The sequence below is a fragment of the Microbacterium endophyticum genome, assembly GCF_011047135.1.
GTDB classification, from domain to species: domain Bacteria; phylum Actinomycetota; class Actinomycetes; order Actinomycetales; family Microbacteriaceae; genus Microbacterium; species Microbacterium endophyticum.
This window is the reverse complement of sequence record NZ_CP049255.1, coordinates 1,457,502-1,472,577: the sequence shown is the minus strand read 5'-3', so window position 1 is coordinate 1,472,577 and position 15,076 is coordinate 1,457,502. Positions and strand designations below refer to the sequence as shown.

Genomic DNA, 15,076 nt, shown 5'->3' with positions numbered 1-15,076 from the left:
GTCACCTCAGCGGTCTGAGTACTGCGCCTCGACCGGCCGCCCCGGCGACGCCCACAGACTCGAGCCAGTTACCGAGAAGAAGATAGCCGTACTCGGTAAGAACGCTTTCGGGGTGAAACTGCACGCCCTGTATAGGGAGTCTGCGGTGTGTGATTCCCATGATCACGCCGGATTCGGTACGAGCTGTCGTGCGAAGTTCTTCGCCGAGAGTTTCTGGATCAACCGTGAGCGAGTGGTACCTGGTGGCCTCAAAAGGAGACGGGATGCCAGCGAAGATTCCCTCACCGGTGTGATGGATCGGCGACGTCATCCCGTGCACGAGCTCATCAGCGTGTGAGACATCGGCTCCGAACGCAACCGCGATCACTTGATGTCCGAGGCACACGCCCAAAACCGGTGTTCCAGCCTGCGCCGCAACCGCGGCGACCTCGAGTGACGACACGGCAGCTTCGGGCGCACCCGGTCCTGGAGAAATGACGACTGCGGTGTACTGCTCGCACATCGTGCGGATGTCAGCCGGCGACAGAGTGTCAGCTTCAACGAGATCGACGATGGCGCCGAGTTCTTCGAGATAACCGCAGAGAGTGTGGACGAAGCTGTCGTGATTGTCGACAACCAGCACTCGCGCCGTCACGACTCCGCGCTCACTCGACCGTGACCTCCTGCGGGTTCACGAAGGTGCTCACCCAAGGAAATACGTAGAAGAAGAGTCCGTACACCACGGCGGCGAGGAGCATCAAAAGAAGGATGACGCGAAGCCACCAGGGCCCCGGAAGAATTCGCCAAAGCGCCCCGTACATCAGCTGATTCCTTCGGTAAGTGACGCCGGCGCGCCCGCGCTTCGTGGAGTAAACGATTCGAAAACGCTGTACGCAATAATGCGCTCCGTCAGGTTGTACATCGGGCTACAGCTTGTCATGGTCAGGTAACGACCATTCGCCTCGACGCCCTCCTGTTGGGGCACTGGTAGCAACACATCGCTTGAGTCCGGAGTGACGTATTCGAGCGTACGGAACCGGTACGTGTACCAGCCCTCGGGGACCTCGATCACAATCGCATCGCCCACATGCAAGTCAGCGATCTGATTGAAGGGGGCGCCGTACGTCGTGCGGTGACCCGCGAGCGAAACGTTTCCCACCGCCCCCGGCATCGGAGTATCTGAATAGTGACCAACGCGGACAGTGTCGAGGGTACGTGCGCGCGTAACCCCACCAGCAACTTCGTACGCGTAGTCCGAGCCGAATCTCGGGACGTATATCGTCCCGAAAGTCTCAGCATCCGCCGCAATTGGGAGCACTACAGGATCAACAGTCGTCACTGGCGCTTCAGCAGTTTCCGAAGGTGACGGGCTGACCGGTGAAGACTCCTCGTAGTCCTGTTGCCATTGCTCGGAGAGATTTTGTGCTTCTGTCGATGCCTCCGCACCGTAGATGAGATCGCCGATCCACATCTGCCACGCAACGTAAAGCAGAGCGATGAGCCCGACAGTGATGAAGAGCTCACCGATCACACCGAGCACACTCGTTCGACGACGCGGACGACGCGTGGAAGGACGCGTGCGATCGCGTCGAAGAGGTGCGTTCTCGACATCCGTCACAGCTGGATTCTAACCTGAGCAAACTGAACGGACTCTGCCCGATACAATGACTGCATGGCACGACCCGTGAAGGACGACGATCAGTTCGAAGAACGCCCATCCGGCGAAGCCGCACCCAACCCTGTGTGGTTCAAGCCCATCATGCTCGGCTTGATGCTGGTAGGACTCGTGTGGGTGCTCGTCTTCTACCTGAGTGGCACCCTCTTCCCCATTCCTGGAATCGGTGCATGGAATCTCGTAATTGGCTTCGGCATCGCCTTTATCGGGTTCTTGATGACCACAAGATGGCGTTGAGGTGACTTCTCGCGCAACAGCGTGAGAACACCGAATTACACCGGTGTGATTCATCCCCATATGTGGATGAACCTGTGGATAACTCTTGTTATACCCAGATCACGGGCGCGAGCGCGAGTAGACCGATCAGCACTGCAACGAGCAGAATGGTCAGAGCTATCTGCCATCCACGTTGCGAAGCTCGACGCGTCCGCGCGTAGATGAGACCGAGCAGAGCCCCGGCGACAAGACCACCGACGTGCGCCTGCCAGGAGATACCGAACCCAGGCAAAAAGCCGATCACGAGGTTGATTCCCAGCACGATCATGATGCCGGTGACTTCGGCTCCGATGTGTCGGCCGATCACGACGAGCGCCCCGAACAGAGCAAAGATCGCTCCGGATGCCCCGACCACGGGTGTCGTGAACGCCAAGAGCGCCACGGCAACAGAGCCACCCAGCGCTCCCACGACATAGAGCGTCAGGAAACGCCAACGCCCAAGGAGCGGCTCAAGGGATCTTCCTATCATCCAGAGCGCGAGCATATTCAGCCCGATGTGCCAGAAGCCGGAATGGACGAGGGCCCCGGTGAGCACTCGCCACGGCTCGAAAACACCGCTAACGCTGGGGTAGAGCCAGGGCGCATAGAACGCGAGCCACTGGTCGATCGCGTTTCCGGTGAGGAGCTGCAGAAGAAAGACAGCCGCCGTCACTCCGATGATCGAATAGGTGACGACCGGGCGCCCGCCGACGGCGACGACACCACCGCGAGACGGACGGCGATTCCAGCGGCGCTGCGCGGTGCGCTGCGCCGGCGTCTGGGCGCGCTGTTGCTCTTGTAAGCACTCCGGGCAGATGACCCCGACCGCTGCTTGCGTCTGACACTCAGGGCAGATCGTTCGCAGGCACCGTTGACACAGCACAAAACTCTGGCGATCGGGATGCCGATAGCAAAAGTTCTCGGTGTTTCGAGTGAACTCGGTCGAGGTCACGGCCGGGAATCAGACGGTTTCGATGTCGACCGAGGAGAGCACGACCGGGGAAACCGGGCGGTCGCCAGCAGCCGTCGGAACCGCAGCAATCGCATCCACAACAGCACGCGATGCATCGTCCGCTACTTCACCGAAGATGCTGTGCTTGCCCTGGAGCCACGGTGTCGGGTCGGTGGTGATGAAGAACTGCGAGCCGTTCGTTCCTTCAGCAGCCCCGGTGATCGCGTTCCGACGCAGACCAGCGTTAGCCATGGCCAGCTTGTACGGCGCCTCGAACGTGAGTTCGGGGTGAATCTCGTCGTTGAAGTTGTAGCCGGGGCCACCCGTACCCTGACCGAGGGGATCTCCACCCTGGATCATGAAGTTCGGAATGATGCGGTGGAAAACGACGTCGCTGTAGAGCGCTCCTTCACCGGGCTGACCGGTGGCGGGATTCGTCCAGGAGGTCGTTCCATCGGAGAGACCGATGAAGTTCTGCACCGTGCGGGGTGCGTGATCTCCGAAGAGGTTGACGACGATGTCGCCGTGGTTGGTGTGCAAGGTCGCGACAGCGGTATGTGCAGGCATACATACATTCTCTCAGAGTTGGCAGCAAGCCCTGCCGTTTCTACCTGTGAGGTCTGGCAAGATGGGGACACCAACTACCCCCAGCGAGAGGGAGGACACGTCGTGAGCCTCAGCCGCAAGCGCAAGAAAGAGCTCCGCAAGCTTCAAGACCATGCCAACAGGGTGTGGGGATCGCAACAAGTGATCGTGGGGGAGGCTGCTGACGTCGCGCGCGAAGCCAGCCGTCAACTCGGATACTTCGGTCGCGAACAGGTGGCACCTGCCGTCCAGGCTTCATACGATCGCTACGCCGCGCCGTATGTTGACCGCGGCGTCAAGTACTCCAAGCACGTCCTGAGCGACAAGGTTGTTCCCGTCACCGGTTCGGTGGTGGGATCGGCACTGTCAGTGTGGGATGCCGCGAACGACACTCGTCAGCGCATCGCCGCTGGCAAGGGTCTCGCTCTTCCCGATGCGAAGAAGTACCAGAAGCTTGCTGACAAGTACGGCAAGAAGGCGTCTAAGAAGCTGTCAGCAAAGCTGTCAGCTCTCGAACCTCAGCAGAAGGGCATTGGCGCCGGTGGCGTCATCGCCATCATTCTGGGTGTCTTCGCAGCAGCAGGAATTTTGTATGCCGCGTGGCAGACGCTTCGCGCAGATGACGAGTTGTGGGTTGCTGACGACCCGCTTCGCGCCCCTGATGCGTGAGCAGTAATATGACCGAGCCTTCCGCCTCGCCGACGCAACGCGTTGGCGAGGCGGCGGCCGTTTTAGGCCTCGACGTCACTTTCATCGCTCGTCCGCCCGCCGATAGCCTCACGGCTGCCGCGGCTGCGTTGCACATCGAGCCGGGTGACATCATCAAAACGCTTGTCGTCAAGCGCAGCGATGACACCTTTGTTTTTGCTCTTATTCCCGGAGATCGAGTGATCTCGTGGCCGAAGCTCCGAGCGGCCGTGGGTGTAAACAAGCTGCAGCTTCCCCCGGCCACTGTCGCGCTTGCTGCGACAGGTTATGAGCGCGGCACAATTGTGCCGCTCGGAAGTACACATCCTTGGCCCGTCTTCGCCGACGAGCGGATAAGAAACCGCCGTGTCGCGCTAGGAGCCGGTGCTCATGGCTACAGCATGTTCGTCGACGCGAATGCCCTCTTACCGGCACTCAGCGCTACCGTCGCGGATATCAGCACTGAAGCGCCCGCGGCATGCTGATCACAGACCTTTACTCGCCAGGGATAGCGCGATATCAACGAGTGACACTCTGTTCATCGTCGCGATGTGCGAGCGCTCAAACCAGCCGGCACGATCGGTGGATCCCCCGATTTCATTGCGGAGCTCGCCTCCCGTGATGCGTGCACGGTAGACGATACGTAGCGTATGGAGCGGTGCGTTCGCACCGGATGTGATGCGTTTACGCGCCGGGATGACTCGAGAGTCAATTCCTAGCAGATCACCGATTTCAACGTCGTAGCCGGTCTCTTCCCACACTTCGCGACGTGCGGCAACGACAGGGTCCTCGCCGGGCTCTAGGCCGCCACCGGGCATTGTCCACGACGAGTGATGCGCCTCGCGCCAGTGCGCAAGAAGCACGCGATCCTCGTCATCAACAACGACCGCGTATGCCGCAACCCGGATATCCATGCCACTCAGCCTAAATGCGAGTGGCATAGATGCGACGCGCACCGAGATCTCTCTCGCCTGGGAAAAAGTATTGTGGAGCCTAGGAGATTCGAACTCCTGACATCCTGCTTGCAAAGCAGGCGCTCTACCAACTGAGCTAAGGCCCCCGGGAAACGGGGTGGGGCTACCTGGACTTGAACCAGGGACCTCTTCATTATCAGTGAAGCGCTCTAACCGCCTGAGCTATAGCCCCGTTTTTCTTGACGATTCTCACCGTCAACCTCCAAGACTTTACCTGAAGGAAGAGGGTTTTTACTAATCGTGTCGAGGAGTCGATCTAGTTGGAGGTGAAACCCACCAAAAGACCGCCCGTCACCTTGACAGCAAGGTTGTAGATACCCGCGACGACGGCCCCGAGCACCGTCACAACCACAAGGTTGAGTATGGCGACCACGGCAGCAAACGCCATGACTTGCGGGAGTCCAATGAAGTCACGCAGTGACGCCCCACCCTCGGCGACGCTCTGGAAAATCTCATCACCTTTGTCGATGAGTCCCGTTGTCTGCACGATCATGTAGATCAAGAAGAAGGTAACGACTGTCACGATAGCGAGAGCTACAGCTGCGAGAAATGACAGCTTCACCGCCGACCAGAAGTCGATGTACACAAGGCGCAGGCGTACCTGCTTTGCGGCAGTTTTACTGCCCGACTTCTTTGCAAGCTTGTCGGCTACCGTGCTCATTCGTCAGTGCTTTCCTCGGGGATGGGATCGGTGGCGTCCGTTGCGCCTTCCTCGGCTGAAGGCTGAGATTCATCAGCGAGACCACGCTCAGAGTTCCGTGCGATGGCAATGATCTTGTCATTTGCACCGACTCGGGCAAAAACAACACCCATCGTGTCGCGTCCCTTCGCTGGCACCTCAGCCACGGCAGAGCGTACCACCTTGCCGCTGCCAAGAACCACCAAGACCTCGTCCTCTGCAGCAGCGATCAAACCGCCGGCAAGGTTGCCGCGATCATCATTCAAACGTGCGACTTTAATCCCCAAGCCACCGCGGCTCTGCGTGCGATATTGGTCAACAGACGTGCGTTTTGCGTACCCACCTTCGGTGACGACAAAGACGAATCCATTTTCGGAGACAACCGACGCCGACAGCAGCGAGTCATCATTGCGGAACGACATTCCCTTGACGCCTTCGGTTGCGCGTCCCATCGGCCGAAGCGACTCGTCCGTCGCCGTAAAGCGCAGAGACATGCCGTGGCGGCTGATCAGGAATACGTCATCTCCCTCGTCGACAAGAAGGGCACTCGTAACTTCGTCACCCTCGCGCAGGCGGATCGCTATGACTCCGCCCTGCCGGTTCGTGTCGTATTCGGTCAGGCGTGTCTTCTTCACGAGACCGCCCCTGGTCGCAAGAACCAGGTACGGTGCAACCTCGTAGTCTCGAATATCGAGGATCTGCGCGATCTCTTCATCGGGCTGCAGTGCGAGCAAGTTAGCGACATGCTGACCCTTGGCATCGCGCCCAGCCTCTGGCACCTCATAGGTCTTGGCACGGTAGACGCGTCCGCGGTTGGTGAAGAACAGCAACCAGTGGTGTGTTGTCGTGACGAAAAAGTGCTCCACAACGTCGTCAGAACGCAACTGAGCGCCCTTGACGCCACGGCCGCCACGGTGTTGTGAGCGGTAGTTGTCGCTGCGTGTCCTCTTGATGTAGCCGTCACGCGTGACGGTCAACACCATCTCTTCCTCAGGGATGAGATCTTCGATCGACATGTCACCGTCGAAACCAGGCATGATCTCGGTACGACGATCATCTCCGAACTTCGCGACGATCTCGCTCAGCTCTTCTCGGACAATCGATCGCTGCCGCTCCGGATCAGCCAAGATGGCTTGGAAGTCAGCGATCTGCGCCTCGAGGTCCGTAGCCTCATCGATGATCTTCTGGCGCTCGAGGGCTGCCAGACGACGAAGTTGCATTGCCAGAATCGCATCGGCCTGAATCTCGTCGATCTCAAGCAGGCTCTTCAGCCCGGTTCGAGCCTCGTCGACCGTGGGGGAGCGCCGGATGAGGGCAATGACCTCGTCGAGCGCATCAAGAGCCTTGAGGTACGCGCGCAAGATGTGCATACGTTCTTCTGCCTTGCGCAGACGATATGTCGTGCGCCGGACGATGACCGTGATCTGGTGCGTGATCCAGTGCGAGATGAAGCCGTCGAGGGGGAGGGTTCGGGGGACGCCATCAACGATGGCGAGCATGTTCGCGCCGAAGTTCTCCTGCAGCTGCGTGTGCTTGTACAGGTTGTTGAGAACAACCTTCGCGACAGCGTCACGCTTCAGGACAATCACCAGGCGCTGACCCGTACGGTCTGATGTCTCATCGCGAATGTCAGCGATGCCCGTGATCTTACCTTCGCGAGCAAGATCACTGATCTTGACCGCGACGTTATCGGGGTTGACCTGATACGGGAGCTCGGTGATAACGAGGCAGTTTCTGCCCTGGAGCTCTTCCACATTGACGACGGCGCGCATGGTGATCGAACCGCGGCCCGTGCGATATGCCTCACGGACGCCGCGCACGCCGAGAATCTGCGCACCGGTAGGGAAGTCCGGCCCCGGAATCCGCGCCATCAGAGCTTCAAGCAGCTCTTGACGCGAGGCATCCGGGTTTTCGAGAGCCCACAGCGCACCGTTCGAGACTTCCCGAAGGTTGTGGGGCGGAATGTTCGTTGCCATTCCGACAGCGATTCCCACAGACCCATTGACCAGAAGGTTCGGGAAACGCGCCGGAAGTACGACCGGCTCCTGCGTCTGACCGTCGTAGTTGTCTTCAAAATCGACGGTGTCTTCTTCGATGTCGCGCACCATCTCGAGCGCGAGTGGAGCCATCTTGGTCTCGGTGTAACGAGGAGCCGCGGCGCCCTGGTTACCGGGGGAGCCGAAGTTTCCCTGTCCCAGCGCGAGCGGATACCGCAGCGACCAAGGTTGTACGAGACGTACGAGTGCGTCGTAGATGGGAGAGTCACCGTGCGGGTGATACTGCCCCATCACTTCTCCGACAACGCGCGCGCACTTCGAGAATGACTTATCGGGCCGGAAGCCACCGTCGTACATTCCGTAGATCACGCGGCGGTGCACGGGCTTCAAACCATCTTCTACGCGCGGGAGCGCTCGACCAACGATGACACTCATCGCGTAGTCGAGATAGCTCCGCTGCATCTCAGCTTGGAGATCGACCTGGTCGATATTTCCGTGGTTGTGAATGGGCTCGGGGCGCTCTTCGTCAGCCATATCTCGTTCTCAGTTCTGTCGCTGCTCGATCAAATGTCGAGGAAGCGAACGTCCTTGGCGTTGCGCTGGATGAAGCTCCGACGCGATTCCACGTCTTCGCCCATCAAGATGGTGAAAATTTCGTCTGCCGCTGCAGCATCGTCGATGGTGACCTGACGGAGCGTCCGGGTTTCGGCATCCATCGTCGTTTCCCACAGTTCTTTGGCATTCATCTCGCCGAGACCCTTGTAGCGCTGGATGCCGCTGTCCTTCGGGATGCGTTTGCCCGACGCGAGCCCATCGGCCAGCAGCGCGTCGCGCTCTTGATCGCTGAAGACGTATTCGTGAGGCGAGTTCGACCACTTCAAGCGGAACAGCGGAGGTTGGGCGAGGTACACGTAGCCTGCTTCGATCAGACCTCGCATATATCTGAACAGAAGTGTCAGAAGCAGAGTTGTGATGTGCTGACCGTCAACGTCAGCATCAGCCATCAACACGATCTTGTGATATCGCGCCTTCTCAATCGTGAATTCTTCACCAATACCGGTGCCGAACGCCGAGATCATTGCCTGAACTTCTTTATTGCCGAGGGCGCGATCGAGACGCGCGCGTTCGACGTTCAGGATCTTTCCTCGAAGCGCAAGGATCGCCTGAGTGTGTGGATCGCGTCCCTGCACCGCAGAACCGCCGGCCGAGTCGCCCTCGACGAGGAAGATCTCACTGATAGAGGGATCCTTGCTCGTGCAATCCTTCAATTTGTCGGGCATCGCTGCCGATTCGAAGACGCTCTTGCGCCGCGCGGTTTCGCGTGCCTTGCGTGCTGCCATGCGAGCGTTTGCGGCGTCAATTCCCTTACGCACAACGTTTTTGGCCTGTGAGGGGTTACGCGCAAACCAGTCGCCGAGGCGATCTCCCACTGCCTTCTGGACGTACGCTTTTGCCTCGGTGTTTCCGAGCTTCGTCTTCGTCTGGCCCTCGAACTGCGGCTCCGACAGCTTCACCGAGATGACCGCGGTAAGTCCCTCGCGAACATCATCGCCCGTGAGGTTGTCGTCCTTCTCTTTCAGAAGACCCTGAGCGCGCGCGTATTTGTTGACGAGGGCGGTGAGTGCAGCACGGAAGCCTTCCTCATGGGTTCCACCCTCGTGCGTGTTGATGGTGTTCGCGAAGGTAAATACGCTCTCGGTATAGCTCGTGGTCCACTGCATGGCCATTTCGAGCGCGATCTTCCGCTCGGTGTCTTCAGACTCAAAATCGATGATGTCTTCGTTGACAACCTCGCTTTTACGCATCTTGTTGAGGTATTCGACATAGTCGACCAGACCGCGTTCGTAGAGGAAGCTGTCGTGACGCTGACGGACGACCTCCTCGCCGGCCTCTTCTTCTACCGCGACAGCATTCTCGCGCTCGTCACTCAGAGTGATTCGAAGGCCCTTGTTCAAAAACGCCATCTGCTGAAACCGAGTACGCAGGGTGTCGTAGTCGAAATCGACGGTGTCGAAAATCGTCTCATCAGGCCAGAACGTGATCGTGGTTCCTGTGAGATCGGACTCTTCGCCCTGGACGATAGGAGAGACCGGGTTGCCGCCGTCTCGGTAAGTCTGGCGCCATACGTGGCCCTGGCGACGGACCTCAACTTCGAGCTTCGAAGACAGAGCATTCACGACCGATGAGCCAACGCCGTGAAGCCCACCAGAGACGGCATACCCGCCGCCGCCGAATTTTCCACCTGCGTGAAGGACCGTCAAGACAACTTCAAGAGTTGATTTACCTTCCGTACGGTGCATGTCGACAGGGATGCCTCGCCCATTGTCGACCACTCGTACGGCGCCATCTTCAAGAATGGTTACTTCGATCGCATCGCAGTAACCCGCGAGGGCTTCATCAACAGAGTTGTCGACAATCTCGTAGACGAGGTGGTGAAGACCCCGCTCTCCCGTCGAACCGATGTACATACCCGGGCGCTTACGAACGGCCTCGAGTCCTTCGAGCACCTGGATCTCATCAGCTCCATATGCGTGGCGTTCGTCGACGGGGACCGCTGATTCGGGTTCTTGAGGAACGCTTGCTGAATTGTCTGACGTCATGTGTTTTCGAGCGCTCCGAATCGATGGGCGGGTCACCCCCACCCTATCAAGCGGAGCGCCTTACCGCGGCATTGTGCGGTCCTGTGACGCGATGAAATCTATTTACCCAAGACGGAAGACGGTTTACCCATAGGTATCTCGCGGACCACGCCCTGAAACCGTTCTGGGACCCCATTTCCAGGAGGGGACGTCAGGGCCGATGAAGCGGATAGATTCCACACCCGCGTCAGGGAACCGGCGAATGAGTTCGGTGAGGATTTGAGACCGCATCAATTGCAACTGCTTTGCCCACGCCGTGGAGTCACACTGAACCGCGAGCGTCCCGTCATTGAGTCCAACGGGTCGCGTGTGCCTAGCCGTATCTCCGCCGGCGACGTCAGCCCACTGCAGCACGATGTCTTCACGAGCCAGTTGCGGTTCCCATCCGGCTTCGCGCGTGAGTGTCGCGAGTACATCTCCCACCCCGTGCGGGTCGCGACCTGCGGTGAATGGCCCGTGCTCATCATCTTCTGGATTGCGTCGCCGTCGCCGTTTCGCCCGCGCTGACGGCTGCAGACCGCGCAGCCTCAGATACGTGGCGATCGTTTCTGGGATGGATTCGGCGTCACTCATCAGCAATGCCCACGATGCGACCAGCGTCGACTCGAACCGTATGTGCCCGTAGTGCTGACGGAACATCTGCCTCAACAGCAGCGGTAACGATGACCTGCTCGTAGGCGCCGACGAGTTGGGCCAGTCGGGCACGTCGCTGCACATCGAGTTCAGCAAACACGTCGTCGAGAATCAGTACCGGATCACCGAGTCGAGAGTCGGCGCGGAGAAGCTCGGCGGATGCTAAGCGCAACGCGAGCGCGACCGACCATGATTCTCCATGGGAGGCGTATCCCTTGACGGGTAAGTTTCGAATACTCAATATCAGGTCATCACGATGGGGCCCGACGAGCGTGACACCTCTCTCAAGTTCCGCGGCACGACGTTCCCGCAATGCACCTCGAAACGCTGCTTCGGTGGGCCCTACACTCAGCGCACTTTCGAGGGAAACTTCGGTCTCTCCATGGACCGATAGGTTCCACGACGCCGTCGGGTTGTGATCTGCTCCGGCAATTGCGGCATACGCCGAAGTGAGGGGGAGAGCGAGAGCAGCCGTCATCTCGGCACGAGCGTTTATTACCTGAGTACCGAGAGAAACAAGTTTGTCGTCCCACACATCGAGGGTTGTGAGCGACTCTGCGCGCAGTCCCCGGGCACGGGCGGACTTCAACAGGGCCGTGCGCTGTTTTACGACACGCTCATAATCGGAGAGAACGGAAGCGAGCCGTGGCGTGCGCTGGATGAGAAGCTGATCGGCGAACCGTCGGCGAGCTGATGGATCACCGCGAACGATATTGAGGTCTTCCGGCGCGAAAAGGACGACCTGCGCGTACCGCGGTAGTTCCGATGTTTTGACAGGTGCACCATTGACGCGAGCTTTGTTTGAGCCCGTTTTATTGATTTGCACGTCAAGCGAAATTTGACGCTCGCCGTGTCCCAAGCGAGCCCGCACGATGGCAGCATCAGCGCCATCTCGAACCATGGGCCCATCAAGTGAGACGCGGTGGGATCCGAGTGTTGCAAAGAAGGCGATCGCCTCGACCAGGTTCGTTTTTCCTTGGCCGTTGCTCCCGACAAACACATTCGGTCCGGGGCGCAGCTCAACGTCGGCTTCCGTGTAGTTACGGAAGTCCGTCAGAGTCAACCTTTCGACGATCACTTCAAAACCCTAAAGAGCGCCACCGACGCTGGGGAATTAGCGCAGCAGAAGATTTGGCTGCAACAGGTACTTGAATGTGTCTTCGCCTGACTTATCCACAGACGTCTGTGGAGTGACGAGGACGGGACTCAGCTTGTTCGCGTTATCACTCGAGGTGAATGTCACCCGAGCGAACTCGCTCCGTACAGCGCTCAGAGACTCGAGTAGATACTGCGGATTAAGCCCGAGCGTGACATCCTCACCGATCAAGGTGGAGTCCACGGACTCGGTCGCACGGGCCTGCTCAGTTCCGGCGGCGTCCATCGACACTGATTCGGGCGTGAACGTGAAACGAAGCGGCGCTGCGCGGTCGAGTACGAGTGATACACGGCGTACCGCTTCAGCAAGTTCAGCCGTATTGACGACTGCGTGGTGCTCGGTCTGCTCAGGGAAAAGACGCCGTACCGGCGGGAAATTGCCCTTGATCAGGAGAGAGGTAACGGTCTTATTTGCCGATGTGAACGCGATTATCTCGCGGTCTCCGGCACCGGAGAACGAGATCGATATGTTGCCCCCGTGCGCAAAAGTCTTTCCGACTTCTTGCAGCGTGCGCGCTGGAACGAGCGCCGTCATCGTGCTGTTCTCGTCGGACGCCGGGCCGTCCCACGGAATCTCACGGAGCGCGACGCGATAACGGTCTGTGGCGACAAGGCTCAACCGATTACCGGTAACTTCAAGCTGGACACCCGTGAGTACCGGCGTGACATCATCGCGCGATGCAGCAAACGCGACCTGCGAAATAGCAGTGGCGAAGTCCTCTGCAGGAACCACACCGGTCTCGGCGGCCACATCAGGGATCGCAGGGTATTCCTGGACAGGCATCGAAGAGAGCGTGAAACGTGCTGACCCGCAAGTGAGAACAATTCCGTCGTCTCCCGTGGCAACCTCGATCGGTGCATTCGGAAGACGATTAGCAATATCCGACAGCAGCCGGCCGTGGACGAGAATCGTGCCTGGCTCATCGACAGTCGCGTCGATCGTCGTACGCGCTGACGCTTCGTAGTCGAAAGCTGCGAGCGACAGACCGTTGGATCCGGCTTCGATCAGAACTCCGGCCAGAATCGGCTGCGGATTGCGCTGGGGCAATAGCTTGACAACGAACGATACGGCGTCGCTGAAGACATCGCGATTTACCTGAAACCTCACGGGCTCTCCCTTGACGTCGAGTTGGGCTCTCTCATGCTAGTGCCGTTGTTGTTCGCTTCTGTGCGAGGTGGCACGAAACGGTGAAGGTGATTGCATCAGCTTTCAATAGAGAGAGATCTGTCATGGTGTTAACACCTGTGGATAATGTGGATAACTCTGGGGATGCTTGTTCTGCATTGGGAACTACATTCATGTGAGTTGTGGAATCGCTGCGTGAAGTCATCCATCGTTGTCGAACACTCGGATGCGAATACCTTGGTTCATCCACAGGGTCCGGTCTGCAGTTGAACAATTTGTCCGCAGCCTTTCGGAGTTCTCCACAAGTTATCCACACTGTGGGAAAACGCGATTACCGGGCGTTTCGCCCGAGCTGAGCAGTGATTTCGGTCACCTGGTTGTAGATCGAGCGTCGCTCTTTCATGAGATCGCTGATCTTTTTATAGGCGTACATGACCGTCGTGTGATCGCGGTTGCCGAACAGCTGACCGATTTTCGGGAGCGAGAGGCTGGTGCGCTCTCTACAGAGGTACATGGCGATCTGCCGCGCTATGGCTATTGCTTGGGACCGGCTTGAACCGTAGAGGTCGTCGACGGAGAGCTTGAAGTACTGTGCGGTCGCAGTGATGATGTCCGTTGGCGAGATGACGTTGGAGTCATCTTGATCGATGATGTCGCGCAACACTTGCTGTGCGAGGGAAATATCGAGATCTGACCGATTGAGGCTCGCGAACGCTGATACCCGGATGAGCGCACCTTCCAGCTCTCGGATATTTGAAGAAACCACTGTTGCTATGTACTCGAGTACTTCATCGGGGATCTGCAGACGCTCGCTCTGAGCCTTTTTTCTCAGGATGGCGATACGAGTTTCGAGGTCGGGTGCTTGGACATCTGTGATGAGGCCCCACTCGAATCGGCTCCGCATGCGATCTTCGAAGCCGGTGAGATGTTTAGGGGGAACATCACTGGTGATGACGACCTGCTTGTCATGATCATGCAGGGTGTTGAAGGTATGGAAAAAGGCTTCCTGAGTCTCGGCCTTGCCCTGCAAGAACTGGATGTCATCGATCATGAGAATGTCGACATCGCGGTAGCGAGCCTGAAACGCGGAGCCCCGGTTGTTCGCAATCGAGTTGATGAAGTCGTTAGTGAATTCTTCGCTCGAGACATATCGAACGCGAATACCGGCATAGAGGCTGAGCGCGTAGTCGCCGATCGCATGAAGAAGGTGAGTTTTACCCAACCCCGAGTCGCCGTAGATGAACAACGGGTTGTACGCCTTGGCCGGCGCTTCGGCAACCGCGACGGCGGCCGCGTGTGCGAACCGGTTGGACTGTCCGATCACGAAGTTGTCGAACGAGTATTTCGCGTTCAGACGGGTGTCGCTGCGATTGGCGCCGGTGCTCGGCGGCTCGATGGGTTCTTCCAACGGAACGCGATTCGCGAGAGGAAGCACATTCGGGGCGGTTGAGACGTGCGAAGGGGCGTGCAAATGGGCGTCCGCGAGTTCCGGGTTAACGACTGTGCGAAATGTGGAAGCCTCCGGCTCACTCTCGACGTGAGCCAGCGCCTCCATGATTGCTGCGCGCATGCGCTTATTGAACTGGGCGGCTGTGAGCTCGTTGGGTACGTCGAGATAGAGCGTGCCAGCCATGACGCCCTGAGGCACAGCAAGACTAAGAAAACCCTGCATCTGCGGAGTGATGCGAACGTCGTCGACGAGTACGTCGAGCACGTCGTTCCAGACGGGGACATCCGGCG

At 58.7% G+C, this 15,076-nt stretch carries 16 protein-coding genes and 2 tRNA genes; 3 read left to right on the top strand and 15 right to left on the bottom strand.

The window, feature by feature from the left end; all coding sequences use genetic code 11:
• Nucleotide 1: 1 nt before the first annotated feature.
• Genes G6N83_RS06830 through G6N83_RS06820 form a run of 3 tightly spaced genes read right to left on the bottom strand, consistent with a single transcriptional unit; the run spans nucleotide 2 to nucleotide 1,597 of the window.
• Nucleotides 2-634, bottom strand: a complete 633-nt coding sequence (locus tag G6N83_RS06830; protein WP_165140589.1) for an anthranilate synthase component II — start codon at nucleotides 632-634, stop codon at nucleotides 2-4.
• A gap of 10 nt (nucleotides 635-644) precedes the next feature.
• Complete coding sequence (locus G6N83_RS06825; protein WP_165140587.1) at nucleotides 645-800, bottom strand: hypothetical protein; 156 nt, start codon at nucleotides 798-800, stop codon at nucleotides 645-647.
• Nucleotides 800-1,597, bottom strand: a complete 798-nt coding sequence (locus tag G6N83_RS06820; RefSeq protein WP_165140585.1) for a class E sortase — start codon at nucleotides 1,595-1,597, stop codon at nucleotides 800-802. Before G6N83_RS06820 ends, G6N83_RS06825 begins: the two co-directional genes overlap by 1 nt.
• Nucleotides 1,598-1,651: 54 nt before the next feature.
• On the opposite strand from G6N83_RS06820, the gene G6N83_RS06815 reads away from it, so the two are divergent.
• The gene (locus G6N83_RS06815; protein WP_165140583.1) at nucleotides 1,652-1,891 is read left to right on the top strand and encodes a cell division protein CrgA; all 240 of its coding nucleotides are present in this window, start codon (nucleotides 1,652-1,654) and stop codon (nucleotides 1,889-1,891) included.
• Between the two features lie 88 nt (nucleotides 1,892-1,979).
• Here G6N83_RS06815 and G6N83_RS06810 read toward each other — a convergent pair whose 3' ends face one another.
• The gene (locus G6N83_RS06810) at nucleotides 1,980-2,861 is read right to left on the bottom strand and encodes a rhomboid family intramembrane serine protease (protein WP_165140581.1); all 882 of its coding nucleotides are present in this window, start codon (nucleotides 2,859-2,861) and stop codon (nucleotides 1,980-1,982) included.
• A gap of 9 nt (nucleotides 2,862-2,870) precedes the next feature.
• Entirely contained in the window at nucleotides 2,871-3,428 is a 558-nt protein-coding gene (locus G6N83_RS06805) for a peptidylprolyl isomerase (protein ID WP_165140579.1), read from the bottom strand.
• Nucleotides 3,429-3,530: 102 nt separating this feature from the next.
• Here G6N83_RS06805 and G6N83_RS06800 point away from each other — a divergent pair, with 102 nt between their 5' ends.
• Together G6N83_RS06800 and G6N83_RS06795 are read left to right on the top strand one after the other, a co-directional pair.
• Nucleotides 3,531-4,115, top strand: a complete 585-nt coding sequence (locus G6N83_RS06800) for a DNA helicase (protein ID WP_165140577.1) — start codon at nucleotides 3,531-3,533, stop codon at nucleotides 4,113-4,115.
• An 8-nt stretch (nucleotides 4,116-4,123) separates the two neighbouring features.
• Nucleotides 4,124-4,618 carry an aminoacyl-tRNA deacylase gene (locus G6N83_RS06795; protein ID WP_165140575.1) on the top strand — a complete coding sequence of 165 codons (495 nt, stop codon included), beginning with the start codon at nucleotides 4,124-4,126 and terminating at the stop codon, nucleotides 4,616-4,618.
• On the opposite strand, the gene G6N83_RS06790 is transcribed toward G6N83_RS06795, so the two are convergent.
• The 10 genes from G6N83_RS06790 to dnaA form a co-directional block, all read right to left on the bottom strand.
• On the bottom strand, nucleotides 4,619-5,047 hold the full coding sequence (locus G6N83_RS06790; RefSeq protein ID WP_165140573.1) for an NUDIX hydrolase: 429 nt from the start codon (nucleotides 5,045-5,047) through the stop codon (nucleotides 4,619-4,621).
• A 73-nt stretch (nucleotides 5,048-5,120) separates the two neighbouring features.
• Nucleotides 5,121-5,193: transfer RNA gene (locus tag G6N83_RS06785), tRNA-Ala, on the bottom strand.
• 12 nt (nucleotides 5,194-5,205) lie between these two features.
• Nucleotides 5,206-5,279 (bottom strand) — tRNA-Ile (locus tag G6N83_RS06780).
• A gap of 84 nt (nucleotides 5,280-5,363) precedes the next feature.
• Complete coding sequence (locus G6N83_RS06775; protein ID WP_165140571.1) at nucleotides 5,364-5,768, bottom strand: DUF3566 domain-containing protein; 405 nt, start codon at nucleotides 5,766-5,768, stop codon at nucleotides 5,364-5,366.
• Nucleotides 5,765-8,317 carry a DNA gyrase subunit A gene (gene gyrA, locus G6N83_RS06770; protein ID WP_165140569.1) on the bottom strand — a complete coding sequence of 851 codons (2,553 nt, stop codon included), beginning with the start codon at nucleotides 8,315-8,317 and terminating at the stop codon, nucleotides 5,765-5,767. Before gyrA ends, G6N83_RS06775 begins: the two co-directional genes overlap by 4 nt.
• 29 nt (nucleotides 8,318-8,346) lie before the next feature.
• Nucleotides 8,347-10,383, bottom strand: a complete 2,037-nt coding sequence (gyrB, locus tag G6N83_RS06765) for a DNA topoisomerase (ATP-hydrolyzing) subunit B (RefSeq protein WP_165140567.1) — start codon at nucleotides 10,381-10,383, stop codon at nucleotides 8,347-8,349.
• Between the two features lie 123 nt (nucleotides 10,384-10,506).
• A complete protein-coding gene (locus tag G6N83_RS06760) occupies nucleotides 10,507-10,995 on the bottom strand; it encodes a DciA family protein (RefSeq protein ID WP_165140565.1) in 489 nt (162 codons plus the stop codon).
• Nucleotides 10,988-12,133, bottom strand: coding sequence for a DNA replication/repair protein RecF (recF, locus tag G6N83_RS06755; protein WP_165140563.1), 1,146 nt, complete (start codon nucleotides 12,131-12,133; stop codon nucleotides 10,988-10,990). Before recF ends, G6N83_RS06760 begins: the two co-directional genes overlap by 8 nt.
• 36 nt (nucleotides 12,134-12,169) lie before the next feature.
• Nucleotides 12,170-13,318: a DNA polymerase III subunit beta gene (gene dnaN / locus G6N83_RS06750; RefSeq protein ID WP_165140561.1), complete on the bottom strand. Its 1,149-nt coding sequence runs from the start codon at nucleotides 13,316-13,318 to the stop codon at nucleotides 12,170-12,172.
• Between the two features lie 349 nt (nucleotides 13,319-13,667).
• Nucleotides 13,668-15,008, bottom strand: a complete 1,341-nt coding sequence (gene dnaA / locus G6N83_RS06745) for a chromosomal replication initiator protein DnaA (RefSeq protein WP_241246326.1) — start codon at nucleotides 15,006-15,008, stop codon at nucleotides 13,668-13,670.
• Nucleotides 15,009-15,076: the final 68 nt, after the last annotated feature.

Excerpts from the sequence above, each read along its gene's own strand:
- G6N83_RS06825 (WP_165140587.1), bottom strand. The coding sequence starts at position 800 with ATGTACGGGGCGCTTTGGCGAATTCTTCCGGGGCCCTGGTGGCTTCGC.
- G6N83_RS06815 (WP_165140583.1), top strand. The coding sequence starts at position 1,652 with ATGGCACGACCCGTGAAGGACGACGATCAGTTCGAAGAACGCCCATCC.
- G6N83_RS06805 (WP_165140579.1), bottom strand. The coding sequence starts at position 3,428 with ATGCCTGCACATACCGCTGTCGCGACCTTGCACACCAACCACGGCGAC.
- G6N83_RS06795 (WP_165140575.1), top strand. The coding sequence starts at position 4,124 with ATGACCGAGCCTTCCGCCTCGCCGACGCAACGCGTTGGCGAGGCGGCG.
- G6N83_RS06790 (WP_165140573.1), bottom strand. The coding sequence starts at position 5,047 with ATGGATATCCGGGTTGCGGCATACGCGGTCGTTGTTGATGACGAGGAT.
- G6N83_RS06775 (WP_165140571.1), bottom strand. The coding sequence starts at position 5,768 with ATGAGCACGGTAGCCGACAAGCTTGCAAAGAAGTCGGGCAGTAAAACT.
- gyrA (WP_165140569.1), bottom strand. The coding sequence starts at position 8,317 with ATGGCTGACGAAGAGCGCCCCGAGCCCATTCACAACCACGGAAATATC.
- gyrB (WP_165140567.1), bottom strand. The coding sequence starts at position 10,383 with ATGACGTCAGACAATTCAGCAAGCGTTCCTCAAGAACCCGAATCAGCG.
- G6N83_RS06760 (WP_165140565.1), bottom strand. The coding sequence starts at position 10,995 with ATGAGTGACGCCGAATCCATCCCAGAAACGATCGCCACGTATCTGAGG.
- dnaA (WP_241246326.1), bottom strand. The coding sequence starts at position 15,008 with ATGCAGGGTTTTCTTAGTCTTGCTGTGCCTCAGGGCGTCATGGCTGGC.